Origin of the sequence: Mesorhizobium sp. (genome assembly GCF_004963255.1) — a bacterium.
Lineage (GTDB): Bacteria > Pseudomonadota > Alphaproteobacteria > Rhizobiales > Rhizobiaceae > Mesorhizobium.
This window is the reverse complement of the sequence record NZ_SUGA01000001.1, coordinates 585,855-612,190: the sequence shown is the minus strand read 5'-3', so window position 1 is coordinate 612,190 and position 26,336 is coordinate 585,855. Positions and strand designations below refer to the sequence as shown.

Sequence of the window (26,336 nt, the reverse complement as noted above, 5' to 3'; positions counted from 1 at the left end):
TATGTGAGGCTGGCGCGGGCCGAGGAGCGCGAAGCGATTGCCGAATTCGGCGACGCGTATCGCGCGTACATGAAAAATGTCGCCGGATTCCTGCCGCGGCTGGATTGCGTCCTTGCTCGACCGAGCGGCCAGTCCGGTGAAGGCAAGCCGTCATGACCCGTCGCTCGTAGTCGGACGCGTGCCATGTCGCACCCTGAAACCGCGTCAGCGCTACGGTTGGTGCTGACGGCGTATGATGTTCCCAATGACCCGGTCGAAGTTGTCGAGCGGAAGGGGCTGGGTCACCCGGACACCATCTGCGATGCCCTTGCTGAGACATTCTCGCGTAATCTGTCCCTGGAGTATTCTCGGCGGTTTGACCGCATCCTTCACCACAACGTGGACAAGGCGCTTCTGCTGGGCGGTCGCTCCGTGCCTGCCTTCGGGGGCGGCTCTGTCACCAGTCCGATAAACATCTATCTGGCGGGCAGGGCCACAGCTAAAATCGGCGGGGGAAAGATTCCGGTCGAAGAGATAGCGGTCGAGGGATCCCGGTCTTGGCTGAAATCCAGCCTGCACGCCCTCGATGCGGACCGCGACGTCCGATTCCACGTGCTGACTCGACCCGGTTCACAGGATCTGCAGGAGCTGTTTTCGGGTATGTCCGAAGCTCCGTTGGCCAATGATACTTCGATTGGCGTTGGCTACGCGCCGATGAGCGCCCTTGAAACCCTGGTGCTTGACGTCGAGCGACACATCAACGGAAGAGACCGAATTCGGGTACATCCCGCATGGGGCGAGGATGTAAAGGTGATGGGTGTTCGACAAGGCAGGTCGGTTCGCCTGACCGTCGCCTGCGCCATGATCGGGCGTTATCTCGCTCACAGAGACGATTATCTTGCCGAGAGATCCGAGCTTCGGACACTCGTGGCAGAACTTGCCAGGCAGCATGGGTTCACAGGGTCCAATGTGGACGTCAACGCCGCCGATGGAGCATCCCAGGGCGCGCTTTATCTCACCGTCACCGGGACATCGGCCGAGGCTGGGGATGACGGCCAGGTAGGCCGCGGCAACAGGGTCAACGGCTTGATCACTCCCTGTCGGCCAATGAGCCTTGAAGCAGCCGCGGGCAAGAACCCGGTATCGCATGTCGGGAAGATCTACAACATCGCGGCGCGTGATATCGCCGAGGCGATCTGCGCTGCGCTGCCCGACGTCGCGGCTGCCGAGTGCATGCTGGTGAGCCGGATCGGCGACCCGGTGACTCGGCCCGCCCTCGCGCAGCTGAAAGTCGCGACCCGAGACGGATTGCCAATCGGAAAGATCAGGCAACCCGCAGAAGCAATCACAGCAGATCGCCTGAGCCGGATTCCGAAGCTCATCCAAGATTTCCTCGCCGGCCGGATAACCTCGTTTTGATGGCGCAGACGGGGCAGGTTGGAAACTCATGACTAAAAAAGTATTTGCCGCTCATGATCTGACCAAGACCTATGTCTCGGGCGAGACGCAAGTGCACGCCTTGCGCGGCGTGAACCTGAAGATTTCGGCACGGGAAGTGGTCGTCCTGCTCGGTCCGTCGGGCAGCGGGAATCGACCTTGCTCAACATCATGGGCGGGCTCGATCACGCGACCAGCGGCGAGCTTTCCTTCAAGGACTTGCGGCTGACCGACCTCGACGGCCGGGGGCTGACATCCTATCGCCGCCGCCACGTCGGTTTCGTGTTCCAGTTCTACAATCTGATCCCCAGCCTCACGGCTTACGAGAACGTCGCGCTGGTCACCGAGCAGGGCCGTGGTCAGGATCGGCCACCGGGACAACAGGATGGCCGAGATCGAGCCGGCCTGTCGGAAGGCGATCGGGTCGTGCTGCACCGAGCGACCGGGTGGGCGACGGCGTGGCCGTACGCGAGCGGAATCTCCAATAGATCGCCGACTTGTCCTGACTCGTTGGTGTTCGTGCACCTCTAGGCCTGTCTGCTTTCAGGTACCGGCATAGCGTGGCCGAGCGGCCGACATTGGGCGCAAAGCTGCCATTGAGACGCATGCCTGTTTGCGCAGGAAGCTGAACTAACCAATACCCTGCTGGACCTCCCAGCCCTCTTGTGGTGGAGATCTCTTCGGCCACGGCATCGAGGTACCTTAAGGGCCGAAATCGTCTAAAGCATCGAAGCTCTGCACGGCGGATTTGTGCAACCGACTTGAACAACGGGTCCGACGAGCCACCGTTACGTTTCGTCCTGCCAGTCGTAGTTCCTAACGTAATCCAGAAATGCCCGCATGGTAGCGCTGGGGAGGCGGCGGCTCGGATAGTACAGAAACCAGTGCGGCAATGTCGGGCTCCAATCGGAGAGCAGTTCGACGAGCTCGCCATTCTGGAGGTGGGGCTTGGCATAGTCGTCGAAAACATGGGCTATTCCTCTGCCGGCCAGCGCCGCCTGCAGCTCGTTATGCGCCGAACTGACCATCAGGCGGCCCGTGGGAGCGACCTCGATCTCTTCGTCTCCGTCGGCAAACCGCCAGGTGGCCAGAGTGCCCCCAGGAAATCTGCGCTTGATGCAATCATGACCGACCAGATCGTGTGGTGTCTGGGGTTGGCCGTGCTTTTCGATGTAGTCCGGTGAAGCGACGATCGCATAGCGAAGCGCGGGGCCAAGCGGGAGCGCGATCATATCCTGCGCCAATTGTTTGCCGAATCTGACGCCGGCATCGAAGCCCTGTTCCACGATGTCGACAACCGCCGCATCGCTGACGATTTCAATGCTCACCTCACGATAGGCGTCCATGAAGTCGAAGGCCAATGGGCAAAGAAAATGATCGACGGCCGGCGCCGGGGCGTTGATCCGAAGCGTTCCGGACGGAGTGTCCCTCAACTCGTCGACTTCCGCGATCGCCAGCCTGATGTCACTCAATGCCGGCGCCAGCCGTTCAAGGAGGCGTTTCCCGGCTTCCGTGGGAGACACGCTTCTGGTCGTGCGATTAAGGAGCCGGATGCCGAGGGTCTCTTCGAGCCCGTTCATTGTTTGGCTCAGGGCCGATGAAGATACGCCACGCTAGAGCGCCGCCGCCCGGAAGCCACCGCAGCGGACGATAGAGACGAAGACATCAAAGCTGTCCAGGCGCACAGAGCTCATTGGTAAGGTATTCTAATCAAGCTGATCATAGTTGCGCATCTTATCGGATGAATTGAGCCATGTCATGGTGGGCGAAAAGTTCAGCTATGGCGCTCTGCCAGCTTCCTTTCGCCGATCATTTCCGGCCCCCGTATGGGTGAGAAAGGCGCGGGAGGTGCCCTACGAAGAAGGGAAAACCGATGAATGCCTTCACTCTCAATAGACGCGCTATCATGCTGTCCGCTGTCGCAGGCGCATCAAGCATGCTCATCCCAAGCCTGAGCGGCTCCGGCAACGCCAATGCCCAGGCCGCGCCGTCGTTGGCTGGCAACGCGGGTCACTACCGCTTCCGCGTCGGCGAGATCAGCGCGACCGTCTTGAGCGACGGCGTTATCGGCGGCCCTCCTCGTGTCTATGCCAGCGACGCGCCCGAAGCGGAGCTTGAGGAGGTGTTGCGGCGAGCATTTCTTCCGACCGACCACCTGACGCTCAACCTGAATACGGTTCTGATCGAAACCGATGGCCGCCGGATTCTGATCGAGGCCGGGGCCGGCGCGACGATGGGGCCGCATGGCGGCCGGATCTTCGACAACCTTGCGGCGATCGGCCTGAGCGCGGCGGACATCGACACGATCGTCATCTCGCACACCCATCCGGACCATGTCGGCAATCTCAGAACCGCGGATGGCGGCAAGGCCTTCCCCCGCGCCACGGTCTTCGTACCGAAGGCGGACTGGGATTTCTTCGTCCAAACCGATCCGGATCTCTCCTACATGCCCGTCCCACAGGATTTCCGCGTGCGCTTTGCGGCGAACATCAAGAATAGCCTTGAACCCGTGATGAACGATGTAGAGCTTTACGAAGCCGGGGCCGAGATCGTGCCGGGTCTCACGACGCTCGTCGCCGCCGGCCACACGCCGGGCATGGCGACCTTCCTCGTCCACTCCGGAAACGATCAGCTGCTGCTGACGGCCGACCTTGCCTACCACCCGGTCGTCAATGTCGACAATCCCTGGCTCCCGGGTCCCGATCGCGACAAGCAGACCGCGCTTTCCTCCCGCCGGCGCGTCTTCGACAGGGCGGCAACCGACCGCATCCCGGTGCTCGGCTTCCACTTCCCCTTCCCCGGCCTTGGCCGGATGCTCAAGACCGATGGCGGCTACGCCTGGGTGCCCGCCAACTGGCAGTTTTGAATTCAAAGGTAATCGAACAGGAAGCCACTCATGGATCCGTCAAGAATAAATCGCCGCGGTTTCCTCGGCACAGTGGGTGCCACTGCAACCGGGCTGGCGTTCGCCGCCCAGACCACCATTGCGGCGCAGGCCCAGGATACAAGCTCGGCGGCATCGGCCTCCGGCTCCAATCCCGAGGTGCTGACCCGCACCCTGCCCCGCACCGGTGAACGGGTGACCACGCTGGGCCTTGGTACCTTCCTCACCTTCGACTTGAAGCCCGGCGATCGCCGCGACGCTCTTCGTCAGGTCTTCGAACGCTATGTCGCCGCCGGCGGCCGCGTGGTCGACACATCGCCGCTCTACGGCTCGGCCGAAGTCAGCGTCGGCCAGTTCATGGGTGAGCTCGAAGAACCCGAGGAGATGTTCCTCGCCAATAAGATCTGGGCAACGGGAGACTACCTCGGCGACGAAAGCCATGCCGAGGCCAGCTTCCGCCAGTCGCGGCTGCGCACCTGGCGCGGCACGATCAATCTCATGCAATGCCACAGCATCACCAATGCGCCGGTCATCATCCCGTTGATGAAGGCGTGGAAGGAGGAAGGTCTGGTGCGCCATGTCGGCGTGACCCATCACGAGTCGGCCGCGCAGGAGCAACTGCTGGCAATCGTCGAACGCGATGACGTCGATTTCATCCAGACCAACTACTCGATCTTCAATCGCGACGCCGAGCGCCGCCTGCTTCCGGTGGCCGCCGAAAAAGGCGTCGGCGTGCTGATCAATCTGCCGCTTGAAAAGGCACGCCTGATGAAGGTCGTCGAAGGACAGCCGCTTCCCGGTTTCGCCCAGGAATTCGGCGCGAGGAGTTGGGCCCAGTTCTTCCTGAAATGGGTCATGGCGCATCCCGCGGTCTCCAGCGTGCTGTGCGGCACGTCGAATCCCGACCATATGAGCGACAATGTCCAGGCGATGACCGGCCCGCTTCCCGACACGCGTATGCGCGCCCGTATGGTCGCGCATGTGGAGACGATCCCCGGCTTTGGCTCCATCGGCTCGATGCCCTGGTATCCAGGCAAGGAGAAAATGTACTCCGGCCTCATCAGGGAGGCGCAGGCCAACGCCGTGCAGCGGCTGCGATAACCGCCCCGGCCGGTTCATCAGCAACCTCATCGAATCCCGGAGACCGACCTTGCCCTCCACCCGACGCTCTCTTCTGACGGCCTTTCTGACACTGTCTCTTATCGATGCCGCCAGGATGAGGGCGTTCGCGCAAGCCGCACCCGAATTGCCGCTGACACTCTCCTGCGACGATGGGAACGACGTCACGATCGAAAGGGAGGCCGGCCCCTTCTTCCGGCCGAACTCGCCGCTCGAACGCGATCTTTATCCCGGCGCGCCCGGTGGCGAGCGGATCACGGTCGCGGGGTTCGTCTTAGACAGTCGCTGCCGGCCCCTCGCCGGCAGCCTCGTCGAAATCTGGCATGCGGATGAAAACGGCGCCTATGACAGCATCGGCTTCCGGCTGCGCGGCCACCAGTTCACGGATGTGCAGGGGCGCTGGTGGTTCAACACCATCGTGCCCGCGCTTTATCCCGGCCGGACGCGTCACTTCCATTTCAAGGTCGAGCGTCCTGGAGGCCGCGTCCTCACAACCCAGCTCTACTTTCCTGGAGAGCCCCGAAATCTCGAAGATCAGCTCTTTCACGAAACACTCGTCCTCGACATGAAACAAACCCGCGACGGACGGTTCGGCCGTTTCGACTTCATAGTTTGACCGCAAGCAAAGGCCTAGCTGCCGGACCTGCGCCGCGTCACGCAACGCCGCGGCAGCTGGCTAATAGCGGCGGGGTTAGCTCAGGCGTTGAAGCCGGCATCTACATTCAGGACCGCACCCGTAATCAGACTTGCAGCGGGACCGGCAAGGAACGCGACGGCGCTCGCGACTTCACGGGGCTCGCCAAAACGGCCCAGCGACGTCAGACTTCGCTGATAATCAGCATTCTCGCCATTGGCCGGGTTCATCTCCGTATCGGTCGAGCCGGGCAGAACCAAATTTACGGTAATGCCCTGAGGGCCGAGTTCGCGCGAGAGGCCTCGCGTGAACGACAGCAGTGCCGACTTCGACATGGCGTAAGCCGTCACCCCTGGGAATGGAACACGCTCGGCAAGCGAGGAGCCGATGGAGACGATGCGGCCTCCTGATGAGAGGTGCGGGATCGCTGCCTGGGCAAAGAGGACCGGCGCGCGAACATTAACGTCCAGCATGGCCTGCAGATCGACCAGCGACAGGTCCGCCGTCATTCCAGCCGTTCCGACGCCCGCGCTGTTGACCAGAATATCGAGGCCTCCAAACGCATCGACAGTCTCCGTGACGGCACGGCTGATGGCTTCGGGGTCGGCACTATCGGCCCGGATAGCGAGACCTCGCCGTCCCTTCTCCTCGATCGAACCGACCACAGTTGCGGCCCGATCGGCAGAGCGCTGATAGGTAAAGGCGACATCAGCCCCATTCTCAGCAAGCGCAATCGCGATAGCAGCCCCTATCCCCCGTGACCCACCGTTCACCAGGGCCCGTTTTCCAAGCAAATTCACGGTCATTTCCTTTTATGCAGTGATCGCTGCATTAATCGGTAAACTCGTTGCAAAGCGCCGTCAACCGATTTATACAGTGATCGATGCATAATAAAGCTTCCAAGCTTGCCGACCTGCCACTGCCGACACGCCCCACACGTGGCCGGCCGCGGGAATTCGATCGCATGGCCGCGCTCGCAGCCGCGACAAGACTGTTCTGGATCAGGGGATACGAGGCGACCTCGATCACCGATCTGACGGACGCGATGGGGATCGGAACAAAGAGCCTCTACGCGGCCTTCGGTTCGAAGGACGCTCTCTACGCGGAAGCGCTCCGATACTATTACACCACCTATGAGGGTTTGGTCTGGACGCGTTTCGGCAAGGCGTCGACCGCACGAGAGGCGGCGCTGGCATTTCTTCAGGATTCGGCCGTGGCGATGACGGGTGGAGATTGCGATCTACCCCATGGGTGCATGGCGACCCTCGCCACCGTGGGCAGCGAAGGACATTCCGAACTCGGCGAGTTCATGCGAGCGACCCGCGCGGGTGGTTTCGATCTCCTCAAGGCTCGCTTCGACAAAGCCAAACGCGACGGGGACCTGCAGGCCACCGCAGACACGACCAAACTGGCGAGATTCGTGCAGACGGTACAAAGCGGCATGGCGATCCGCGCCCGTGATGGAGCAGACCGCGCTGAACTTGCAGCCGTCGCGGAAATCGCCCTGTCTGGCTGGGACCATATCACCACTACGATTGGTCACGGGATCCAGCGCAAGGCTTGATCCTCATGGCAACTATGGGCTGCCGCGTCAGCGATTGTCCGCCGTAGTGGGACGTACCCGGATTTCGGGGACACGCGGAGTCTTACGACGCTGAATGCGGTAGACGGCGGCAGGAGGCAAGTTTGCGAAGGTGCCGCCCAGATAGCTGGCCTTGAGGCCCAGCCGGTCGAGCAGCGGTCGCGAAACTGGACAGCGCGGGCTATATGTGAACTGATAAAACGCGCCGTTCGCGCGAAGGTGCGCGAAGGCTCCTTGCAGGATGGAATAGACCGCTCGCGGCGGCATCGACAAATGCGGCAGGCCGCTGATCACGGCCCCTGCAGGGCTGTCACCAAAAAGCTCGATCTCGCGCAAGCGCGCCGCATCTATGCACAAGATCTTCGCGCGCGGGAAATCGGCGCTCAGCTTCGCGGCAAACTCGGTTCCCAATTCGATGAGCGCGAGGTTTTCCTCGGCGATCCCTCGCGCTAGCAGAGCGCGCGTGAACACGCCCGTTCCGGGACCGAGCTCGAGCACCGGTCCGGCCGCCGGGGAAACCTCCGACACGATCAAGGCCGCGAGCGCCCGGCCGGATGGCGCCACGGCCGCAACTCTGAACGGCTCCGATAGCCAGGCTCGGAAGAACTGAAGGGTCTCTGACGACCTGCTCAGCATCGTCGATCCTCCGACGAAGTCCGGCGCCGATAGCTTTGCCCGAACAGCCGCCAAACCAGCATGGATAACGTCTCCGCGCCAAGAACCAGGAGCAGGAGCTTAATCGCCAAGGCTGATGCATTGAGGTCGGGGATCGACCGTGCGGCCAAGTAGCCAGCGGCGAGGAACGCGCCGTTCCATAGCGCGACACCCACCAGAGTGCCGGTGGCAAAGCGCCACGCGTCCAGGCGAACAACGGCAGCGGCCAGCGGCGCGACGAAGCGGACTGTAGGGACGATCTGGGCAATCAGGGACAGGCCCCTTCCGCGCGCTCGAAAGGAGGTCAGCATACCGTCGATGCGCGTCGATGGCTGACCCAGGAGTCGCCCGGTTCCATACAAGAGCTTGGCGGACACATCCTGTCGGACAGTCCGGACGACGAGAAACAGTGCGATGCTGGCGACTACACTAGCGCAGGTCGTCATGATGAAAGCTGCGGGCAGCGACCAACTTCCTCCGGCCGCGGCCATGCCGATTGCAACCAGCATGCCATGGGAAGGCAGAGCCGGGATGAAGCGTTCAGCCAGTCCGGCAGCGAACAAACCGAGCATCCCGTAAAAAGCGATCCAGTCGACGAGGCTTGCGAGCGGGTCCATCCGTCAGGCCTCCCGGACAGAGCTAGGCCAATTCGGAATGATACGAACAGGCGTCGTCGCTGCAACGCCGAAATCGACGTCTGCCAGGTTCTCCGAGACGTCCCAAAGCCGGCGGGCGACATGCACTTCCAACGCGGGCGCCGGAATTGCCGCCTCGCTCGGATAGCCGCGAGTCTCCGAAAGCCTGTCGGGACCGTAGTACCTTCCCCCGCGAGCATCAGGTGACGTCGCCGCGAACAATGTGGGCAGTGCCCCCTGTGCCGCCGGCTGAAACAGGAACCACAAAACCGATCGCAAAAGCCCTTGGGCACTGTAGCGCCCCGGGGCGTTGTGCAGAAGGTCCGTTCGCGAAATCCCGGGATGGGCAGCGATACTCGTCAGGCCCCAGCCGGCTTCGTCGCTGCGGCGCTGAAGTTCGAGCGCGAACATCAGGCAGGCGAGCTTGGATTGCGCGTAGACGGGCATTGGCTGATAGGCCTTTTCGGCATGAAGATCATCGAAATTGATAGCTGCATCCCGGCGCACGGCGATACTGGACAGCGTGACTACACGAGGGTCCCGCCCACGCCTGAGCAAAGGCAAAAGATGCGCGCTCAGCGCGAAGTGGCCGAGATAGTTGGTTCCGAACTGAAGCTCGAACCCATCCGCCGTGGTCTGGCGTTGCGGCGGCGTCATGACGGCGGCATTGTTGATCAGGGTGTCGATCCGCTCCCGGCTCTCCCGCAACCGCTGGCCGAATGCGGCGACCGAGGCCAGATCTGCGAGATCAACAGGCTCGAAGTTCACGCTTGCCTGTCGCACCGACTGTCTTATGCGGGCAACGGCCTCATTTCCCTTGCGAGGGTTTCGCCCGGCGATGATGACGTCGCCGCCGGCGCGGGCAAGCGCAAGTGCATCCTGGAAGCCAAGGCCACCGGTGCCCGTGACGACAATTGTCCTGCCGCTTTGGGACGGCATGTCCTGGGTGGTCCAATTCTTTCGCATCCGGATATTCTTTCGTCGCCCTTAGGAGGAAGCTGTCTGGAGAGGCTGCAACACGGCCTCCGCAAGCGCCGCCTCGCGCATCGGTGCCGCCTTGTCCCGGTAGTCGGCATCCCTCGCCAAATCGGCAAATGCCCGGCGATTGGGGTAGCGGACGAGAGCAACCGCGTCCCAGGCCTGTCCGGGCTCTCCCGAAAGAGCCGGGAGGCCATTGCCCACATAGACGATCTCCGCCCCGAAACGGGCGACGATAGGCGTGGCGACAGCGAGGTAGTCCGCGTATTGCTCCCTGCCGCCGTCCTCTCGGAACCGCAGGAGATTGAGCATGACGACGGCTTGTCCGTCGTCTTCTTTCAGGAAGCTATCGAGTGCATCTTCAATGAGTGTAAGCATACCTAGCTCGGATCTGGGGGCATCGACGGATTCGGCCTGACACTGCCGTTCCGTCGGCCATCATTGTCGAAGGAAGCCGGCAACGCGCAGGTTGGAGGCCGGAATCCAAGCTAAATGGAGTGCCTAATGATCAGAATATCCGAATCTTCAAGAAACTTGCCTGTTCCTGCAGATGGGGGATACCTTCGGCAGGACAGGTACAGCTTTGGCCGCACAGACGTCTGGAGGCCCACATGACGTCTGCCCTATTGGCCGCGGTTCACGCGTATATCGAGGATTGCCCGCAGTCCTGGTTTCCAGCCCGTTGTGCGAACGGTCTATCAATCCCGCGCTTCACGCAGGACCGGCAGCTAGCTGGAGGCCACGGCCCGACGACTCCGAAATGCCGCGCGACCTGACAAGCGATCAGGACCACCAAAAGAGCCGCTCCTGGCGTGCCGGGAGCAGTCCCTCTCAGCACAAAGTGAGACAGCTACGCCGTCTGCATCCGGCGACCGACATATTCGCTATACAGGCGCTGCTGATTCATGACGTCACGCTTCGGAGCAACGCCAAACATCCGGGAGTATTCGCGGCTGAACTGGGACGGGCTTTCGTATCCGACTTGATAGGCGGCGTCGGCGACGTTTGCATCTTCCATCACCATCAGGCGTCGCGCCTCGAGAAGCCGCAACTGCTTCTGGAATTGCAGCGGCGTCATCGAAGTCATCGCCTTGAAGTGCTGATGGAACGACGAAAGGCTCATTCGCGCTACTTCCGCCAATTCCTCCATGCGCAGCGTCCTGGCGATATCTTCGTGCATGAGGTGGAGGGTTTTCGCGATCCGCGCAGCGTTCGACTCAGGCTCAGCCAACTTGCAGAGTTCACCGCCGTTCGGGCCGGTCAGGAGCCAGTAGCAGATCTCGCGCATGACGGACGGAAAAAGGATCGGGATTGCCTTGGGCGTGTCACACATTCGCAGAAGGCGCAGAACACACTCGGCCAGAGGTTCGTCGACCTGCCGCACGAACAGGCATGGACCGGAGTTGGCGGGGGGCGCCGGCGGCGCTTCGAGCTGCTCCAGCACGTCGCGGATCATCGCCACGTCCAGCTCAAGCGTTAAACCGGTATATGGCGCATCGGGACTTGCCTCGACGATGTGCCCAGTCGCTGGCAGCGTCATGCCGACCGCCAGACACTCCATCGCGCCATAGCGAAGCGTGTCCTCCCCGAGGATGATTTCCTTCGCCCCCTGGAGCACGATGCAGATCGACGGCTTGTAAACCTGCCGCATCCGCATTCTCTCCTTGAAGGAACGGACGATATTGAAGCTGTCGATCGATGTCGGGAACACGCCCTGCCCACCGCCCTGGACCTCGATATAGGCGGTGATTGCCCCGAACAGCGATGGCGGCACACGCACCTCCGGAGGATTGCGAGGCCAGCGCAGCACCTGGCCTTCAATTGGCAACCTATCGTCGCCTGCAGGATTGGGCAAGTTTTTTGAGGCTTCCGGCATTCTGATCATCAGACACTCCATCTAGCTTGAGGATGCGAACCAAGCGAGGAGTGTGTGGAACATGACAGAAGCCGCTGCGCGGTCAATAGACATACAAAGAAATTTTCCACCTATTTTAGAGAATCGCTCAAATCAATATGTGCGCGGTTGGCGCGTGGTCGCGATTTTCACGACGCTGCTTCTTATCAATGCATTTTCACAGATCGACAGAATACTTCCTTTCATCCTTGCTGAATCTATTAAGGCCGACCTAGGGCTGAGCGACACCCAGATGGGCCTACTTACAGGTCTCGCCTTCGCGGTCTGCTATTCACTGCTGTCGTTGCCCCTCGCCCGGGCTTCAGATCGCGGATCGCCTCGTTTCGTCCTGGTTTCGTGCATTCTGCTCTGGAGCGCGATGACGGCGCTCGGTGGCTTTGCCGCAAGCTTTCTGCTGCTGGCGCTCACGCGTTTCGGCGTGGCGTTTGGAGAAGCCGGCGCAATACCTGCCGGCCATGCCCTGATCGCCAGAAAGATCCGGCCCGAGCGCCGCGGCCTGGCGATCGGTCTTTTCGCGATGGGCATCCCCCTCGGTACAATGGTCGGCTTCGCCGCCGGCGGGGCGATCGGCGATTCGCTGGGATGGCGCACCGCCATGATCGGTGCCGGAGCCATCGGCGGGCTGATCGCCCTGTTGGCCTTCGTTGTTCTGGGGTCGACCCCGAAGCTCGATCGCACAACCGCCAATAGCGAACCTTTCGTGGGATCCAGTCTTCGGTTGCTGGCGTCGCCGGCGTTTCGCTGGCTGTTCATCGGCGCCATCTTCCTCGGCTTCGCTGCAGCACCCTTCTACGCCTTCTCCGCTCCGTTTCTCATCCGCACGCACGGCTTCAGCGCGAGCGAGGTCGGACTGGCCTTTGGTCTCTTGCAGGGCCTGATGGGGATTGTTGGCACGCTTTTGGGCGGACGCTGGTTCGACCGAGCGCTGAGTTCAGGCAGCGGGAGAGTGCTCGGACCGCCAGCCATTCTGCTCCTGATCGCCAGCGCAACCACGAGTGCAGCCTTGTTCGCGCCGGCTGGCTGGTCGTCGATCGCCTTGCTGGTGCCGGGGATGCTGTCCTTTTCGTTTATGCTGCCATGGGCCTTCGGCGCTGCCCATCTCGTGGCCGGCGAGGGCAAGCAAGCGCAGGCGTCCAGCCTCGTCATGATCGGCTCCGGCCTTCTGGGGCCGGCATTGGGGCCTCTCATCGTCGGCATGGTCAGTGACGCGGTGACGGCTGCGCAGGAACCCAATGGCCTTGGCGTCGGGTTGCTGGTCGTCCCGATCGCGAGCGTCCTGACAGGCATCGCCTTGCTGATCGCAAACCGGCGCATCGCCGCTTCGCTCGGACGGCGGTGACTTTCGCCTCCTCCCGATAGGCCAAGAACAGGCCCTGGCCCGCCAATCGCCGAGCGTGACCTCATGTTTTGCATGCAAACCGCTCATATCGAGAAAGGAACCATCAATGTCCGATGCTGATACTTCGCGCCGCACTTTCATGACGCTCGCGGCTGCCGCTCCCGCGGCTCTCGCCTTCGGAAGCGCGATTTCGGCCCAGGCAGCCACGGCCGCCCAACCCGCCCTCCCCGGCGCCGGCAGGGCGGCCGTCGTCACCGGTTCATCGCGAGGCATCGGCGCTGCCACTGCCAAGCGCTTGGCGCGCGATGGCTTTGCCGTGACCGTGAACTACCTCACCAACCGTGATCTCGCCGCCCGCGTCGTGGCCGACATCGAGGCGGCTGGGGGACGCGCCATCGTTCGGCAGGCCGACGTCGCCGATCCCACAGCGGTCAAGGCTCTTTTCGACGCCAATGACCAGGCGTTCGGGGGTGTTGATGTGGTGGTCAACAACGCTGGTGTCATGAACGTCGGCCCCTTCGCCCAGATGACGGACGCGGCCTTCGATCGAATGATGGCCACCAACGTCAAAGGCAGCTTCAACGTGCTGCGCGAGGCGGCGCGACGTACGCGTGACGGCGGCCGGATCATCAGCCTGGCCTCGAGCATCATCAAGACCCCACCCCCGGCTACGGGCGCATATGCTGCAACGAAGAGCGCCCAGATGCTCTTTTCCAGCGTCCTTGCGAAGGAATTGGCCGGTCGCAACATCTCGGTCAACGCGGTGGCGCCTGGCGCCGTCGACACGCAGCTCCTCCGTCAGCATGGCGAAGAAGCGCTCCGCGGAATTCCCGAACAGACCCCCCTCGGCCGCCTAGGTCTGCCGGAAGACATCGCCAGCGTCATCGCGCTTCTCTGCTCGCAGGACGGCGCCTGGATCGACGCTCAAACCGTATTCGCGAACGGCGGGTTAGGCTGACGGAAAACCGCGTGCTGAACGCAAACTGGCGCATCGCCGATGCGCCCCTCGACCATGTCTTCCGAAAGCTATTTGGTCCCGGCATTTGCTGGAACGGATCGAGTCAGAAGCGTTCGGGCTGGGAAGCCCATGCCTTGCAGATGGACTCGTAGGCGTGAGGCCTTTGAGGGTCTTGAGCCTGCGAGCGAAGTTGTAGGGGGTGACGAAGTCGGCGAGATGCTGGCGGAGTTGATCTTATAGGGGACGGCCTTGATCAGCCGCAGCAGGAAGTCTCTGGAGACGGCGATGGTGGCCTTCTCATGCAACTCGACGAAGGCGAACTTCGAAGTGAGGGCGATGGCAACGAACCTGTGCAGCTTGCCCCGCTCACTGCGCACCTCGGCCACGTCGATGTGTAAGAAGCCGATCAGATGGGTCTTGAACTTTTTCTTCGCCGGTCTGTCGCCTTCGACGTCCGGCAGGCGGCTGATGCCATGGCATTGCAGGCAGCGATGCAATGGCGTTGTAGGCAGTGTTGCAATAAAGACCGCGTCAGATGCGGGATCGTCGATTGTAGCGCATAGAGGCAGTCGTCGAGTGGTAGCAACGTATAGCGCCGAAAGCCAACGATGATTGCCTCTTCCTCCGCGGAAAGAACCATCGACCTCGGCTCTTTTGGGCCGGTTGACAGATCACAGACCGGGGTCCGATTCTTCCATTGCCGACCGTCTTCTGGTTGGTCCCGTAGCGCTTGGCCAATGCCCTCAAGCTCTCTTGACTATGCTGTATCGCTCGACGGACGCCTCTGTCGTCGTGGCGCTCCCGTGAAGAAGCTGGCCATAGCGCATCCTTTTGGTGGACAAGGATGCCCCATCAAAGCTTGGGATCAAACATCTAGAGGATAAAGGACCCAAGGCACCATCTCGGACGACGATGGGAGGCGCGCAGCGCCGACCCCCACACGGACCGCATCCCGGACCACCAAAATCACAACGTTCCCCTGTGGTGTCACAGCCGGTCTTTGAGTGTCGAAATCCTGGGCCTCACGACGGGCCATTTCAAAAGCCGACGAGATCGCCACCCTTCAATCCCAGCATCCTGCGGGCTTCGGCCGGCGTAGCGATTTCGTGGCCGAGTTCGGTCAGGATGGTCCGGATCTTGCGGACCTGTTCGGCGTTCGAGTTCGCCAGCTTGCCGCGGCCGATGTAGAGCGAATCCTCGAGTCCGACACGGACCGAACCGCCGAGTATGGCAGCCTGGGTGGCGAATGGCATCTGGAAACGGCCGGCAGCCAGCACCGACCAGCGATAGTCGCTGCCGAACAGCTTGTCGGCCTTCTGTTTCATGAAGTTGAGATTGTCCATGTCGGGGCCAATGCCGCCCAGGATGCCGAAGATCATCTGGACGAAGAAAGGCGGCCTCACCAGGCCGCGATCGACGAAATGCGCCAGGCTGTAGAGATGTCCGACATCGTAGCATTCGTGCTCGAACCGAGTGCCATGGCCTTCGCCGAGCAATTTCAGGATCCGCTCGATGTCGCGAAAGGTGTTGCGGAAGATGAAGTCGTCGGTGCCGCGCAGATAAGGCTCCTCCCATTCATACTTCCACGACGAATAGCGGTCGGCGAGCGGATAAATGCCGAAATTCATCGAGCCCATGTTGAGCGAGCACATTTCGGGCTTGGCGATCAGCGGCGCCGCCAGCCGCTGCTCGACGCTCATGTTGAGCCCGCCGCCGGTGGTGATGTTGATGACCGCATCTGTCGCCTGCTTGATACGCGGCAGGAACTGCATGAACACGGCAGGATCCGGCGTCGGCCGACCGTCCTTCGGATCGCGCGCGTGCAGATGCAGGATCGACGCACCTGCCTCGGCCGCCTCGATGGACTGACGGGCAATATCATCCGGCGTGAAAGGCAGCGCATCCGACATCGTCGGCGTGTGGATGCCGCCGGTGACGGCGCAGGTGATGATGACTTTCTTTGACAGGTCGGCCACGGGCTGGTCCTTTCCTTGCTGCTTTGGCGGCGATTGTTCTACTGGTCCTGAAAGGTCACGCGCCGGCGTATCGGTACCAGCGACAAGCCGGTCTTCTCGGCGAGAATGCCCCACAGCCCTTTCGGCGCTTTCAGCATGACCAGGATGGCGACCGCGCCGAGGATCAACAGGTAGGCGGTTCCGAGATCGGACAACGCCTCGCGCAGCAGGAAGAACAGGATCGTGCCCACGATCGGGCCTTCGATGGTTCCGATGCCGCCGATGACGGCGATGAAGATGACGTAGGCGGTCCAGTCGTTGACGCTGAAGGCCGCGTCCGGTGAAATGCGCAGCTTCTGCAGGAAGATGAAGGCGCCGGTCATCGAGGTCAGCCCGGCGACCGCGACATAGACGAAAAGCTTGCTACGCCAGATGTCGATGCCGAGGCTTTCGGAGGCGATCTCGCTGTCGCGCAGCGCCGTCAGCGCCAACCCCATGCGCGAGCGCAGCAGCAGGATGACAAAGGCCAGCGCCGCCAGCGCCAGCACCAGCGCCGTCCAGTAGACCAGTATTTCGCGCAGATCGCGGCTTGTTGCGATGCCGGTGACGACGCTTGCCGTGAGGCTGCTTCCGGAGCCACCGCCGAGCGCCGATACCTGCGCGAAGCCGAGGCGAAACACTTCGGCCAGGACCCAGGTGCCGATGGCGAAATAGGCGCCTTGGAGGCGAAAGAGCAGCGGCGCGCTCGGGATGGCGATCAGCGCTCCGAGCACGCCCGCAAACAGAATTGCGAGCAGCGGATGGACGCCGAGAAACATGGCAAGCGCAAACAGCGCGTAGCCGCCGAAACCGACATAAGCCTGCTGGCCGACGGAGACGAGACCGGTATAGCCGGCAAGCAGGTTCCACAGACTCGCCAGGGCGATGAAGGAATAAATCTCACCGAGCAGCCGGACATTGGCGCGGCCGGCCCACCAGGGCGCCGCCGCCAGGCAAACGAGCACGACCAGCGCCGCGGCCGCGGCGATACGGCTGGTCGCGGTGGAGCGTTCGATCGAAAAACTGGCGCTCATCAATCCATCCTCGGGAACAGGCCTTTCGGCCGCAGCGCCAGCACCAGGAAGAAGACAAGATGGCCGGCGAGGATCTGCCAGCCCGGCGAGATCTGCGCGCCGATCGCCTGCGCCACGCCGAGCACGATGCCTCCAGCCAATGTGCCCCATAGATTGCCGAGCCCGCCGATGATGACGGCCTCGAAGCCGAACAGTAGGCGCGCCGGGCCGGATGAGGGATCGAAATTGGTGCGGATGGCAAGAAAGATGCCCGCGATGGCGACGACCGCGGCCGACAGCGCCATCGCCAGGCCGAAGACATGCCGGCGGTCGAGCATCATCAGTTGCGCGATCTCGGCATCATCCGAGGTCGCGCGGAAAGCGCGACCGAGGCTGGTCCGATAGAAAATCCATTCGAGCCCGAGGATCAGCAGAACCGATACCGCGAACATGATCAGCGGCAGGATGCCAAGGCTGAGACCCGGCAGGATGTCGATGCTCGCCGTCTCGATCGGCCCGGCGGCGAGCCGTCGGCTGTCGGCCGTGAAGGTCGCCAGCAGGCCGTTCTGCAGGATCACCGAAATGCCGAAAGTGACGAGCAGCGGCGACAAGAGATCCTTGCCGATGGTTGGGTTGAGCAGCAAGCGTTGCATTCCGTAGCCGATCGCGGCCATCAGCGGCACGACGATGATGGCTGAGGCCAGCGGATGCAGCCCCGTCGCCTGCACCACCACCAGCGCGATGTAGGCGGCGAGCACGATCAGATCGCCATGGGCGATGTTGACCAGGCGCATTACGCCGAAGATCAGCGACAAGCCGGCGGCGAACAGTGCATAAAGCCCGCCAAGCAGTACACCCTGGACGATGGCGTTGACCCACTCCATCAGCGACGCATCCCGAAATAGGCGGCGGTGATCGCCGCGCGGGCGTGCTCGGATGGAAGGCCCGCGAGCGATACCTTGCCTTCCTGCAGACAGACGAAGCTCCTGGCCACGCCAAGCGCCCGCGACACATCCTGTTCGACCAGGATGATCGACACGCCGGTAGCGACGATCGCCGGCAAGGCGGCGTAGATGTCCTTGATGACGACCGGCGCCAGGCCGAGCGAAATCTCGTCGAACAGGATGATGTCGGGATTGGCCATCAGCGCGCGGCCTATTGCCACCATCTGCTGCTGGCCGCCCGACAGCGCCGTGCCCAGGCTTTTGCGCCGCTCGCCCAGGATCGGAAACAGCCGGAAGACCGTTTCCAGCGTCCAGCGGCCGGGTTTCGCGCGCTCGCCGCCGACGACGAGATTTTCCTCGACACTTAGGGAGCGGAACAGGCGGCGTCCCTCCGGCACCAGGGCGATGCCACGCCTGGCAATGCGGTCGGGCCGCGCGCCGCCGATCGGCTCGCCACGCAGCGACACCATCTCGCGGCCGCAGGGCACCAATCCCACGATCGCTTTCAACAGTGTCGATTTTCCTGCCCCATTGGCGCCGATCAGCGCCAGCACCTCGCCTGCCCCGAGGTCGAGATCGATGCCGAACAAAGCCTGGAAATCGCCATAACCGGCTTTCAGACCCCGAATGGACAGCAGCGGTTCAGCCATGCGCGGCCTCTGCGTCCAGACCCATGTAGATTTCGGCGACCTTCGGGCTCGCCATGACGGTGCGAGGGTCGCCATCGGCAATCTTCCTGCCGAAGTCGATCACCGCGATGCGGTCGACCACGGCAAGCAGGGCGTTGACGACGTGCTCGATCCAGATGATCGAGACGCCGGCCGCGCGCACATGGCTGATCGCTTCGACGAGTTCGATGCATTCCGGCTCTGTCAGCCCGCCGGCGATCTCGTCGAGCAACAGCAGTTTCGGATCGCTGGCCAGGGCGCGGGCCATTTCGAGGCGCTTGCGCTCAAGCAGGGTCAGTTGGCCGGCAAGCACATTGGCCTTGCGCCTGAGGCCGGTCAGTTCGAGCACCTCGACTGCCCTCGCCTCGCTGTCGCGCTCCGATGCCTTGCGGCCGAAGGCGGCGCCAACCAGGATGTTCTCGTAGGTCGTCATGCCGGCAAACGGGTGCGGTATCTGGAAGGAACGGCCGATGCCGTGATGGCAGCGCTGGCGCGCCGGCATGCGGGTGACGTCGGAGCCGTTGAAATCGATCGTGCCGGCGTCGGGCTGCACGGTTCCGGCAATCAGGTTGAACAGCGTCGTCTTGCCCGCGCCATTGGGGCCGATAATGCCCAGCGCCTCGCCCTCGGCGACCGACAACGTCACATCGTCCGTGACCTGCAGGGCTCCGTAGCGCTTGCTGACGCCGTTGACAGCCAGAATGGGCAAAAGACGTTCCTTGAAAGAAGCCGGCAGCAACCAGGCCGAGCCCGACCGCTGCCCGAAAGCCTACAGAAGGACGAGCTCGCCGCCGACGGGAATCTCCGGCGCCTGCTTGTTGCTGGTGATCACCAGTTCGAACTTGCCATCCTTCTTCTGCCATTGGCCGGCGACGAGCGGTGTCTTGGAGACGTTCCTCACCGGCCCCTTCGACCAGTCGACGCCACCGACGATGGTCTTCAGATTGGTGGCCTTGATGGCTTCGATGATGGCTGCATGATCCTCGAGATCGGCCGCTCGCTTGACGATATCGGCAACCACTTCGAACAGCGCATGCTTGAAGCCGATCGGCTGCGTCCAGGGACGGCCCGTCGCGGAGACATAGCCATCGGCCAGTGCCTTGGCCGTCTCGCCGGTCAGGCTCGACGCAAAGGGATGGTTCGGCGTCCACCAGACTTCGGAGCTGAGCCCATTGCCACGCTCGCCGAGCGATTCGATCACCGATGGAAACAGCAGCGCCTTGCCGATGGTCACGATCTTCGGCTTGAACCCCTGCTGGCCGGCCTGGCTCCAGAAGGTGGCGAAGTCGGGCGGAATCATGTTGCCGGTGACGATCTCGTCGCCCGCCCCTTTGAAGGCGGAAATCTGTGCGGAGAAGTCGTCGCTGAGCGGCTGGTAGCGGCCGGGATCGGTGAGCGCATAGCCCGCCGCGCCTAGCGGCTTCGGGAAGCCTCGCTCGGCGTCACCCCAGGCATTGCCGTCGGCGTCGTTCGGGAACAGCCCACCGATCTTCTTGCCGACACCCGGATGATCCCACAACGCCATGAAGTTGGCGATGACGTCCTCGAGGCCCCAGAAGAAATGATAGGTCGATTCAAAACCGGTATCGGGTGTGCCGTTGCGGCCGAAGAAATAGGGCTGCCACGGGCAGTCCGTCGTCACGCAGGGCGTGCCGTTGACCTCCGCCTGGTCCGAGACCGGATTGACCGTATCCGGCGTCGAGGCGGCGACGATGATGTCGACCTCCTCCTTCAAAATGAGCTCCGACGCAACTTCAGCCGCGCGGTTTGGATTGGACTGGCTATCCTTCGAGATGACCTCAATCGTCCAGGACTTGCCGTTGTTCTCGATGCCGCCGGAAAATGCCTTGGCGACGCCGGCAAGAATATGTTCGTCGGCCTCGGCGAAACCGGCCAGTGGTCCGGTGCGCGGGCTGACATGCCCGACCTTCAGCTTCGGCGTGTCGGCGTAGGCACGCGTCATCTTGAGGATCGCCGGCGCGGCAAGGGCGGCCCCGGCCGCTGTTTTCAGGAAATCGCGGCGCGTCCTTCTATGTCTTGCGTCGGCTGCCTTCATCGTCTTCGCCATGTTCTCCTCCCGAGCCAGTTGGCGTTGATGCGAAATTCTTCAGATGGCAAAAGACCGAGGCGCGCAGTGCCTGCGCCTGGCTATCGGTCCAATGACGAAATCCCTCGCCCGCCTTCATGCCGAGCCGGCCCGAAGCGACGAGCTCGCTCAGGTAAGGCGACGGGTCGGGCGAGCGGTTCAAATGCCGCAGAACCACATTGTGGATGTCGAGCGTCAGGTCGGTGCCGACGAGGTCGGCATTCTCGAGCGGGCCTAGCACTGCGAGCCGGCGGCCGAAACTTGCCTTGACGACCGTGTCGACGGTCGCGGCGTCGGCGATCCCCTCGGCGACGATGGCGATGGCTTCGCGCCACAACGCGTGCTGAAGCCGGTTGCCAACAAAGCCCGCAACATCCTTCTTCACATGGACCGGCGTCTTGCCGACGGAAGATAACAGCTCGATCATCGCAGCGATCGCGTCGGGCGAGGTGTCGGGCGTTCCCACCACCTCGACCAGCGGTACCAGGAAGGGCGGATTCCACCAATGCGTGCCGAGGATGCGGGCACCTGTTTCGAGCCCTTCGGCGATATGGCCGATCGGGATGACCGATGTGTTGGAAGCAAGCAGGGCCGACTTCGGCGCCAGCCGCACCAGATTCGCGAACACCAAACGTTTTAGGTCAAGCTTTTCCGGTGCGGCCTCGATGACGACATCCGCGTCGGCGACCGCCTCGCCCAAGTCCGTGTGGCCAGACACGTGGCGTTCCGCCCCGGTCTCGAGACCCAGATCAGCAAGGTTTTTCGCGATGCGCGGCCACAGCGTATCCAGAGCCGCCGGTTGTGCGTCGAAGACGCGGACACGATGCCCGGAGTGGGCGAAGACCTGCGCGATGCCATGGCCCATAAGGCCGGCGCCGACGATCGCGATGTTTTTCTTCGCCCGCGCCATGCCTCACCCCGCCGTATAGCCGCCATCGGCATAGAGCGTGTGCCCGGTGTAGAAATCCGAAGCCTTCGAGGCCAGGAACAGCAGCGGCCCGGCCAAATCCTGCGGCTCGCCGAGACGGCCCTTGGGCACGCGCGTCAGAAAGCCCTTACGGACGGTCTCGGCGTCTTCCGTATCTTCGAACATCCAGGCTGTCAGCGGCGAGCGGAAGACGGTTGGTGCAATGGCGTTGACGGTAATGCCGGTCGGCCCCCATTCGCAGCCAAGCGCCCTGGTGATGCCGTCGACGGCGGCCTTCGATGCGCAATAGGCGCTATATCCGGCCGGATGGCCGAGCAGGCCGCGCGCCGAGGACATCAGCACCATTTTGCCGCCTTCCCCTTGCGCCAGCATCTGCTTGCCGGCAGCGCGCGCCATCAGCCAGGATTGCGTGACGTTTGCGTCCATCACGTCGAGGAAGCGCGCCGGCGCCATTTCGGTGATTTTCGCCACGTCGTTCTTGCCCGATGCTACCACGAGGATGTCGATGCGGCCGAAGCGCTCCACCGTCTTCGAGACGATCGCCGCGCAGGCGGCCTCATCGGACGGGCGGGCATTGATCGCTTCGACTTCGGCGCCGAGTTCCTGGCATGCGACCGCCGTCTCTTCCAGGGCATCAACCTTACCGGCGACAAGGGCGAGCTTTGCACCAGCACCTGCAAGCACCTGTGCTGCCAGTGCCCCGAAGGCCCCGGACGCGCCTGTGACAATCGCCACTTTTCCCGCAACGTCGAACAGCGACATCGGGGTTTTGAGGAAATCACTCATGACGTCGCTCCGGCTGGGTAGGGAATGACGACCAGCATCGAGCAGACATGGTTGGTGCGGTTGACAATCTCGCGCACTTCGCCCGGTGCGATCGTGCAGGAATCGTATTTTTGCAGGACCGTCTCGATGCCGTTCGCGATCACCGTCATTTGCCCCTCGAGGACGACGTAGACTTTTTCGAACGGCGTCGAATCCGGTCCTGCCCCGCCCCACGGGAGGAATTGCGACAGGCCGACCCATTGGTTCTCAGGTCCGCCTGACTCGAAGCCCTGGAGACGAAGCCCAACGACGCCGCGATGATTGGGCGCCTCATAGGGCTTCGCATCGGCAAAGCGCTTGACAAGCATCAGAACGCCTCGCCGGGCTCGATGCGGTATTTCTGGGCTTTGTCAATCATCGCTACAAGGCGGATGATGCAGCCGTCTCCGCGGTCCCAGTTGATTGGAAAGAAGGCGAAGGTGCAGCGCTTGCCGGTCACCGCGTCAAGATCGCCGCCGACATTTTCGATACCGAGGATGCCGGCCTTGAAGATCTTCTGGTGCACCGGCTCCCACTCGGGGAAAGCATCCTTCCAGTCGACGCCGCCCGACCATTGCTTGTATTCCTCCGCCAGATGCGGAAGCAGCGGACCGTTGCGCTGCGGCCCGATGGCGGTGGCCAGCGGATGGTCGTTGGCCTGGGTGTCGTGACCGACGACCTTGACGCCCTTCTCGATCATCCAGTCGGCCGCCGACGGCACGAAGCCCGGACAATAGGGGAAGTAGTCGCCGTCCTCGTAGACCTTGTGCCAGCCGGTGTTGATGATCAGCACATCGCCCTTGCGGATCGCCTTGCCGCAGGCCTTCTCAAGGTCGTCCGCGGTGATCTGCTCCCACTTCTTCTTCGGCAGCGACACTACGATGCCCGAGCCGAAGAAATGCGGCAGCGGCACCTCGTCGATGAAGGGGGTGCCCTGCACGACATGCGCCGGCGCATCGATATGTGTCGTAACATGCATTGTCGTGGTGATGGTCTGCGACAGCACGCCGGACTTGGCCATGTAGTGCATGCGCTCGATGCGGACGTCGCGGAAATAGGGCCAATTCGGGCACTGATAGCCGAAGCGATGAGACAGATTGTAGAATTCGATGCCCATCGGATTGTCCAGATTATCCTGGAACTCAATCCCGCGAACCGTGATCGTCATGGCAAAAATCCTCCATCCCCCACCGAGGCAGGGTCAAGTCTTCAGACTGAATGCGGAAAACTCCTCCCGAGTCTCCTGTACTGCAATTTGATACATATGTACCGTATTGCAGTCAAGCTGTATCATGATACGGTTTATCAAACCCACAATGAGGCTGGCGCCCCAAGAATTTCCGTGGCAAACGCCATACGGCGGAAAGGAGCAGGACGATGTCGGAAGCCGATATAGCCGAGGCGAGGAACGGCATTCAGGTCATCGCGCGCGCGGCGTCGGTACTTCGGGCGCTGAAGGGCTCGCAGACCGGGATGAGCCTTGGCCAGATCGCGGAACGGGTCGACCTGCCGAGATCGACCGTGCAGCGCATTGTCGGCGCGCTTCAGGCCGAGCGTTTGGTGATCGCTTCCGGCGCCGGCGCGGGCATAAGGCTCGGCCCCGAGCTGCATTCGCTCGCAGAATCCGCCCACTACAATATCGCCGAGACCATCCGCCCACTGCTGCAGGATCTGTCGCGCAATACCGGGGAGACCGTCGACCTGTCCATACTGCGCGGGAACATCCTAATCTTCATCGACCAGATCACAGGCACGCAAAGGCTGCGCGCCGTTTCTTCGGTTGGGGAAACCTTTCCGCTGACGACAACGGCAAACGGCAAGGCCTGCTTGGCGCTCATGGACAATGACGCTGTGGAACGTTTGGCGCGCGGCGAATGGGCGAGAGCCAGCGTTGAGCGCAACATGTCCAATTTTCTCGAGGAGATCGCGCAGATCCGCCGGGAAGGAGTAGCCTTCGATCTCGACGAGCACACTCCCGGCATTTCGGCGGTGGGCATCGCCTTCAAGGACTGGAAGGGCGACTTTTATGGCGTGTCGATCCCGACGCCGTCAGCGCGCTTCAAGGAAGGCGAGGCCACCCTCACCGCCGCGATCCTGAAATTGCGCTGTAACGTAGAGGCGCTCACCAGCGGGTGATTTTGCAACTTGTGTCAGGCCGGACCCGACGATCGGCACCGATGCATCAGGCGCGATAGAGCGCGTCCGCGGAAGAGATATCGGCAACGAAGCCACGCGCATCCGTGATCGGTCGCAGCGCGGTCGGAGCATTGGGCGCCCTACATGGCGAGAGGGATCATGTCGGCGGCGATCGATTGCCCGGACGCGATCACGCAGGATGCCTCAGTCAGCAGCGTCTTTACAAGACCTATGCCAGCCGGAGCGTGAGGAGGTAGTGTGCTGAGAGTTCTGCAATTTCGCTGAGAGAGGGCGGTCATGGCAGGCTGGTGATGTTCAACGTCACCGATTCCCTCGCGAGGAACGCATGACCAGCAATATGGCCGCCCCCTTTTTGCAGAACTTGACGCACACACCCTAAATTCGGTTCACCGAGTGGCTGGATCAGCTTCTTGAATCGACTTGGGCGAACCGCTTCGTAACCCCTTGCCGAATAACGATTATGTTAGTCGCTAGGGCTGATTGCCAACCCGTTTCCTTTGTATTTTCTGGAATGGTCTGGCAACCCAGTGGCGAGCACTCTGAATAAAGGCATGGCCGAGGTCCAGGCGGGCGATCTTGCAAAACGCAGAAAACCCCAGGCTCGGCGACACGCACCTTCCGCTCGCGAGATTTAGGCACAGATCCCACCATTTTGTTCGGGTCTGTACCTGTTCCAGCACGTCCCAGAGAGAGTTTGTTAGCGCGCAATATGTGCGAGCTAACAGCAACCGACCGATGAGCCAACCGAGCGTTACGATCGTCGAGGTGGGTTGCCGCGACGGCCTGCAGAACGAGAAGACGATCATTGCCAGTGACCGGAAGATCGCCCTGATCGGGCTGCTGGCGGATGCCGGGCTTACGCGGATAGAGGCGACGGCATTCGTTTCGCCAAAATGGGTGCCGCAGATGGCGGACCATGACGAGGTCATGCGTAACGCTCCGCGCCGGCCCGGCCTGGTGCTCTCCGCGCTGGTGCCGAACGAAGAAGGCGCCGCAGCGGCGATTGCGGCCGGCGCCCAGGAACTTGCCGTCTTCGCCAGCGCGTCGGAGACCTTTGCGCAGAAAAACACCAACTGTACGATCGCGCAGAGCATCGAGCGGTTCAGACCGGTGATGGCTCTTGCCGCCGTCCACGGGCTCCCTGTGAGAGGCTACGTCTCCTGCGCCATCGACTGCCCGTATGAAGGAGCCATCGAGCCGGAAGCGGTGAGAAATGTCTCCGAGCGCCTGATTGGCATCGGCTGCGGGGAGGTGGCCGTCGCGGATACGATCGGACGCGCGAGTCCCGAAAGGGTCGATCGGATGCTGGCCGACGTTACCCGTGGCATTGCTGCCTCGCACCTTGCCTGTCACTTCCACGACACGTCGGGCCAGGCCCTGGCGAACATCGATGTTGCCCTGGCCTTCGGCATCCGGATCTTCGACAGCGCTGTCGGCGGGCTGGGCGGTTGCCCCTATGCGCCGGGTGCGGCCGGCAATGTCGCCACGGAGGCTGTCGTCGCGCATTTGACGCGGCTCGGATACGACACCGGAATCGATACCGGGAAGTTGGCGCATGCCCGCGCCCTGGCACTGCGCCTGAAGACCGGTGCCGGTTCGTGCGACTGATCCGTCGCTTTAGCGCAGAT

General features: G+C 62.4%; 25 protein-coding genes and 3 pseudogenes. 10 read left to right on the top strand and 18 right to left on the bottom strand.

Features of this window, described 5'->3' with window-relative positions; translation table 11 throughout:
- Positions 1 to 183: 183 nt before the first annotated feature.
- Both E5X34_RS02835 and E5X34_RS02830 read left to right on the top strand, forming a co-directional pair.
- A complete protein-coding gene (locus E5X34_RS02835; RefSeq protein ID WP_292560708.1) occupies positions 184 to 1,398 on the top strand; it encodes a methionine adenosyltransferase in 1,215 nt (404 codons plus the stop codon).
- Between the two features lie 28 nt (positions 1,399 to 1,426).
- Positions 1,427 to 1,764, top strand: a pseudogene (locus E5X34_RS02830) (ATP-binding cassette domain-containing protein); the annotation flags it as partial.
- A gap of 440 nt (positions 1,765 to 2,204) precedes the next feature.
- Here the strand turns inward: E5X34_RS02830 and E5X34_RS02825 are convergent.
- Positions 2,205 to 3,110: pseudogene (locus E5X34_RS02825) on the bottom strand (LysR family transcriptional regulator).
- 179 nt (positions 3,111 to 3,289) lie between these two features.
- On the opposite strand from E5X34_RS02825, the gene E5X34_RS02820 reads away from it, so the two are divergent.
- Genes E5X34_RS02820 through E5X34_RS02810 form a run of 3 tightly spaced genes read left to right on the top strand, consistent with a single transcriptional unit; the run spans position 3,290 to position 6,035 of the window.
- Entirely contained in the window at positions 3,290 to 4,282 is a 993-nt protein-coding gene (locus tag E5X34_RS02820; RefSeq protein ID WP_292560706.1) for an MBL fold metallo-hydrolase, read from the top strand.
- A 30-nt stretch (positions 4,283 to 4,312) separates the two neighbouring features.
- On the top strand, positions 4,313 to 5,401 hold the full coding sequence (locus tag E5X34_RS02815) for an aldo/keto reductase (RefSeq protein ID WP_292560703.1): 1,089 nt from the start codon (positions 4,313 to 4,315) through the stop codon (positions 5,399 to 5,401).
- 49 nt (positions 5,402 to 5,450) lie between these two features.
- Positions 5,451 to 6,035, top strand: a complete 585-nt coding sequence (locus E5X34_RS02810) for an intradiol ring-cleavage dioxygenase (protein WP_292560701.1) — start codon at positions 5,451 to 5,453, stop codon at positions 6,033 to 6,035.
- 80 nt (positions 6,036 to 6,115) lie between these two features.
- On the opposite strand, the gene E5X34_RS02805 is transcribed toward E5X34_RS02810, so the two are convergent.
- The gene (locus E5X34_RS02805) at positions 6,116 to 6,859 is read right to left on the bottom strand and encodes an SDR family oxidoreductase (RefSeq protein ID WP_292560698.1); all 744 of its coding nucleotides are present in this window, start codon (positions 6,857 to 6,859) and stop codon (positions 6,116 to 6,118) included.
- 158 nt (positions 6,860 to 7,017) lie between these two features.
- Between E5X34_RS02805 and E5X34_RS02800 the strand changes: the two genes are divergently transcribed.
- Positions 7,018 to 7,617: a TetR/AcrR family transcriptional regulator gene (locus tag E5X34_RS02800; RefSeq protein WP_366664866.1), complete on the top strand. Its 600-nt coding sequence runs from the start codon at positions 7,018 to 7,020 to the stop codon at positions 7,615 to 7,617.
- A gap of 27 nt (positions 7,618 to 7,644) precedes the next feature.
- Here E5X34_RS02800 and E5X34_RS02795 read toward each other — a convergent pair whose 3' ends face one another.
- The 5 genes from E5X34_RS02795 to E5X34_RS02775 form a co-directional block, all read right to left on the bottom strand.
- Positions 7,645 to 8,271: a phospholipid methyltransferase gene (locus E5X34_RS02795; protein ID WP_292560693.1), complete on the bottom strand. Its 627-nt coding sequence runs from the start codon at positions 8,269 to 8,271 to the stop codon at positions 7,645 to 7,647.
- Entirely contained in the window at positions 8,265 to 8,906 is a 642-nt protein-coding gene (locus E5X34_RS02790) for a VTT domain-containing protein (RefSeq protein ID WP_292560690.1), read from the bottom strand. Before E5X34_RS02790 ends, E5X34_RS02795 begins: the two co-directional genes overlap by 7 nt.
- A 3-nt stretch (positions 8,907 to 8,909) precedes the next feature.
- The gene (locus E5X34_RS02785) at positions 8,910 to 9,890 is read right to left on the bottom strand and encodes an SDR family oxidoreductase (RefSeq protein ID WP_292560687.1); all 981 of its coding nucleotides are present in this window, start codon (positions 9,888 to 9,890) and stop codon (positions 8,910 to 8,912) included.
- 21 nt (positions 9,891 to 9,911) lie between these two features.
- Positions 9,912 to 10,280 carry a DUF1330 domain-containing protein gene (locus tag E5X34_RS02780; protein WP_292560685.1) on the bottom strand — a complete coding sequence of 123 codons (369 nt, stop codon included), beginning with the start codon at positions 10,278 to 10,280 and terminating at the stop codon, positions 9,912 to 9,914.
- A 472-nt stretch (positions 10,281 to 10,752) separates the two neighbouring features.
- Positions 10,753 to 11,676 carry an AraC family transcriptional regulator gene (locus E5X34_RS02775; RefSeq protein ID WP_292560787.1) on the bottom strand — a complete coding sequence of 308 codons (924 nt, stop codon included), beginning with the start codon at positions 11,674 to 11,676 and terminating at the stop codon, positions 10,753 to 10,755.
- Positions 11,677 to 11,839: 163 nt separating this feature from the next.
- On the opposite strand from E5X34_RS02775, the gene E5X34_RS02770 reads away from it, so the two are divergent.
- Positions 11,840 to 13,156, top strand: a complete 1,317-nt coding sequence (locus tag E5X34_RS02770; RefSeq protein ID WP_292560682.1) for an MFS transporter — start codon at positions 11,840 to 11,842, stop codon at positions 13,154 to 13,156.
- Between the two features lie 106 nt (positions 13,157 to 13,262).
- Positions 13,263 to 14,114 carry an SDR family oxidoreductase gene (locus E5X34_RS02765; protein WP_292560679.1) on the top strand — a complete coding sequence of 284 codons (852 nt, stop codon included), beginning with the start codon at positions 13,263 to 13,265 and terminating at the stop codon, positions 14,112 to 14,114.
- A gap of 103 nt (positions 14,115 to 14,217) precedes the next feature.
- On the opposite strand, the pseudogene E5X34_RS02760 reads toward E5X34_RS02765, so the two are convergent.
- The 11 genes and pseudogenes from E5X34_RS02760 to E5X34_RS02710 form a co-directional block, all read right to left on the bottom strand.
- Positions 14,218 to 14,941, bottom strand: a pseudogene (locus tag E5X34_RS02760) (hypothetical protein).
- Positions 14,942 to 15,151: 210 nt separating this feature from the next.
- The gene (locus E5X34_RS02755; protein ID WP_292560784.1) at positions 15,152 to 16,081 is read right to left on the bottom strand and encodes a 3-keto-5-aminohexanoate cleavage protein; all 930 of its coding nucleotides are present in this window, start codon (positions 16,079 to 16,081) and stop codon (positions 15,152 to 15,154) included.
- 47 nt (positions 16,082 to 16,128) lie between these two features.
- Positions 16,129 to 17,142, bottom strand: a complete 1,014-nt coding sequence (locus E5X34_RS02750; protein ID WP_292560677.1) for a branched-chain amino acid ABC transporter permease — start codon at positions 17,140 to 17,142, stop codon at positions 16,129 to 16,131.
- Positions 17,142 to 18,005, bottom strand: coding sequence for a branched-chain amino acid ABC transporter permease (locus tag E5X34_RS02745; protein WP_292560674.1), 864 nt, complete (start codon positions 18,003 to 18,005; stop codon positions 17,142 to 17,144). Before E5X34_RS02745 ends, E5X34_RS02750 begins: the two co-directional genes overlap by 1 nt.
- Positions 18,005 to 18,715 (bottom strand): ABC transporter ATP-binding protein, encoded by a 711-nt coding sequence (locus E5X34_RS02740; RefSeq protein ID WP_292560671.1) that lies wholly within the window; start codon positions 18,713 to 18,715, stop codon positions 18,005 to 18,007. The genes E5X34_RS02745 and E5X34_RS02740 overlap by 1 nt, the downstream gene beginning before the upstream one ends.
- Positions 18,708 to 19,442, bottom strand: coding sequence for an ABC transporter ATP-binding protein (locus E5X34_RS02735; protein ID WP_292560668.1), 735 nt, complete (start codon positions 19,440 to 19,442; stop codon positions 18,708 to 18,710). The genes E5X34_RS02740 and E5X34_RS02735 overlap by 8 nt, the downstream gene beginning before the upstream one ends.
- A gap of 60 nt (positions 19,443 to 19,502) precedes the next feature.
- The gene (locus E5X34_RS02730) at positions 19,503 to 20,801 is read right to left on the bottom strand and encodes an ABC transporter substrate-binding protein (protein WP_292560665.1); all 1,299 of its coding nucleotides are present in this window, start codon (positions 20,799 to 20,801) and stop codon (positions 19,503 to 19,505) included.
- Positions 20,764 to 21,729 carry a 3-hydroxyacyl-CoA dehydrogenase family protein gene (locus E5X34_RS02725; protein WP_292560662.1) on the bottom strand — a complete coding sequence of 322 codons (966 nt, stop codon included), beginning with the start codon at positions 21,727 to 21,729 and terminating at the stop codon, positions 20,764 to 20,766. The genes E5X34_RS02730 and E5X34_RS02725 overlap by 38 nt, the downstream gene beginning before the upstream one ends.
- Positions 21,730 to 21,732: 3 nt before the next feature.
- Positions 21,733 to 22,533: an SDR family oxidoreductase gene (locus E5X34_RS02720; protein ID WP_292560659.1), complete on the bottom strand. Its 801-nt coding sequence runs from the start codon at positions 22,531 to 22,533 to the stop codon at positions 21,733 to 21,735.
- On the bottom strand, positions 22,530 to 22,880 hold the full coding sequence (locus E5X34_RS02715) for a cupin domain-containing protein (RefSeq protein ID WP_292560657.1): 351 nt from the start codon (positions 22,878 to 22,880) through the stop codon (positions 22,530 to 22,532). Before E5X34_RS02715 ends, E5X34_RS02720 begins: the two co-directional genes overlap by 4 nt.
- Positions 22,880 to 23,719 (bottom strand): cyclase family protein, encoded by an 840-nt coding sequence (locus E5X34_RS02710; RefSeq protein WP_292560654.1) that lies wholly within the window; start codon positions 23,717 to 23,719, stop codon positions 22,880 to 22,882. The genes E5X34_RS02715 and E5X34_RS02710 overlap by 1 nt, the downstream gene beginning before the upstream one ends.
- A 209-nt stretch (positions 23,720 to 23,928) precedes the next feature.
- Here E5X34_RS02710 and E5X34_RS02705 point away from each other — a divergent pair, with 209 nt between their 5' ends.
- Together E5X34_RS02705 and E5X34_RS02700 are read left to right on the top strand one after the other, a co-directional pair.
- A complete protein-coding gene (locus tag E5X34_RS02705) occupies positions 23,929 to 24,687 on the top strand; it encodes an IclR family transcriptional regulator (RefSeq protein ID WP_292560651.1) in 759 nt (252 codons plus the stop codon).
- Positions 24,688 to 25,443: 756 nt separating this feature from the next.
- Positions 25,444 to 26,316 carry a hydroxymethylglutaryl-CoA lyase gene (locus E5X34_RS02700; protein ID WP_292560649.1) on the top strand — a complete coding sequence of 291 codons (873 nt, stop codon included), beginning with the start codon at positions 25,444 to 25,446 and terminating at the stop codon, positions 26,314 to 26,316.
- Positions 26,317 to 26,336 lie beyond the last annotated feature (20 nt).

Excerpts from the sequence above, each read along its gene's own strand:
- E5X34_RS02725 (WP_292560662.1), bottom strand. The coding sequence starts at position 21,729 with ATGGCGCGGGCGAAGAAAAACATCGCGATCGTCGGCGCCGGCCTTATG.
- E5X34_RS02795 (WP_292560693.1), bottom strand. The coding sequence starts at position 8,271 with ATGCTGAGCAGGTCGTCAGAGACCCTTCAGTTCTTCCGAGCCTGGCTA.
- E5X34_RS02715 (WP_292560657.1), bottom strand. The coding sequence starts at position 22,880 with ATGCTTGTCAAGCGCTTTGCCGATGCGAAGCCCTATGAGGCGCCCAAT.
- E5X34_RS02730 (WP_292560665.1), bottom strand. The coding sequence starts at position 20,801 with ATGGCGAAGACGATGAAGGCAGCCGACGCAAGACATAGAAGGACGCGC.
- E5X34_RS02785 (WP_292560687.1), bottom strand. The coding sequence starts at position 9,890 with ATGCGAAAGAATTGGACCACCCAGGACATGCCGTCCCAAAGCGGCAGG.
- E5X34_RS02805 (WP_292560698.1), bottom strand. The coding sequence starts at position 6,859 with ATGACCGTGAATTTGCTTGGAAAACGGGCCCTGGTGAACGGTGGGTCA.
- E5X34_RS02740 (WP_292560671.1), bottom strand. The coding sequence starts at position 18,715 with ATGGCTGAACCGCTGCTGTCCATTCGGGGTCTGAAAGCCGGTTATGGC.
- E5X34_RS02710 (WP_292560654.1), bottom strand. The coding sequence starts at position 23,719 with ATGACGATCACGGTTCGCGGGATTGAGTTCCAGGATAATCTGGACAAT.
- E5X34_RS02770 (WP_292560682.1), top strand. The coding sequence starts at position 11,840 with ATGACAGAAGCCGCTGCGCGGTCAATAGACATACAAAGAAATTTTCCA.
- E5X34_RS02700 (WP_292560649.1), top strand. The coding sequence starts at position 25,444 with ATGAGCCAACCGAGCGTTACGATCGTCGAGGTGGGTTGCCGCGACGGC.
- E5X34_RS02750 (WP_292560677.1), bottom strand. The coding sequence starts at position 17,142 with ATGAGCGCCAGTTTTTCGATCGAACGCTCCACCGCGACCAGCCGTATC.
- E5X34_RS02780 (WP_292560685.1), bottom strand. The coding sequence starts at position 10,280 with ATGCTTACACTCATTGAAGATGCACTCGATAGCTTCCTGAAAGAAGAC.
- E5X34_RS02835 (WP_292560708.1), top strand. The coding sequence starts at position 184 with ATGTCGCACCCTGAAACCGCGTCAGCGCTACGGTTGGTGCTGACGGCG.
- E5X34_RS02790 (WP_292560690.1), bottom strand. The coding sequence starts at position 8,906 with ATGGACCCGCTCGCAAGCCTCGTCGACTGGATCGCTTTTTACGGGATG.
- E5X34_RS02705 (WP_292560651.1), top strand. The coding sequence starts at position 23,929 with ATGTCGGAAGCCGATATAGCCGAGGCGAGGAACGGCATTCAGGTCATC.
- E5X34_RS02765 (WP_292560679.1), top strand. The coding sequence starts at position 13,263 with ATGTCCGATGCTGATACTTCGCGCCGCACTTTCATGACGCTCGCGGCT.
- E5X34_RS02800 (WP_366664866.1), top strand. The coding sequence starts at position 7,018 with ATGGCCGCGCTCGCAGCCGCGACAAGACTGTTCTGGATCAGGGGATAC.
- E5X34_RS02745 (WP_292560674.1), bottom strand. The coding sequence starts at position 18,005 with ATGGAGTGGGTCAACGCCATCGTCCAGGGTGTACTGCTTGGCGGGCTT.
- E5X34_RS02720 (WP_292560659.1), bottom strand. The coding sequence starts at position 22,533 with ATGAGTGATTTCCTCAAAACCCCGATGTCGCTGTTCGACGTTGCGGGA.
- E5X34_RS02820 (WP_292560706.1), top strand. The coding sequence starts at position 3,290 with ATGAATGCCTTCACTCTCAATAGACGCGCTATCATGCTGTCCGCTGTC.
- E5X34_RS02815 (WP_292560703.1), top strand. The coding sequence starts at position 4,313 with ATGGATCCGTCAAGAATAAATCGCCGCGGTTTCCTCGGCACAGTGGGT.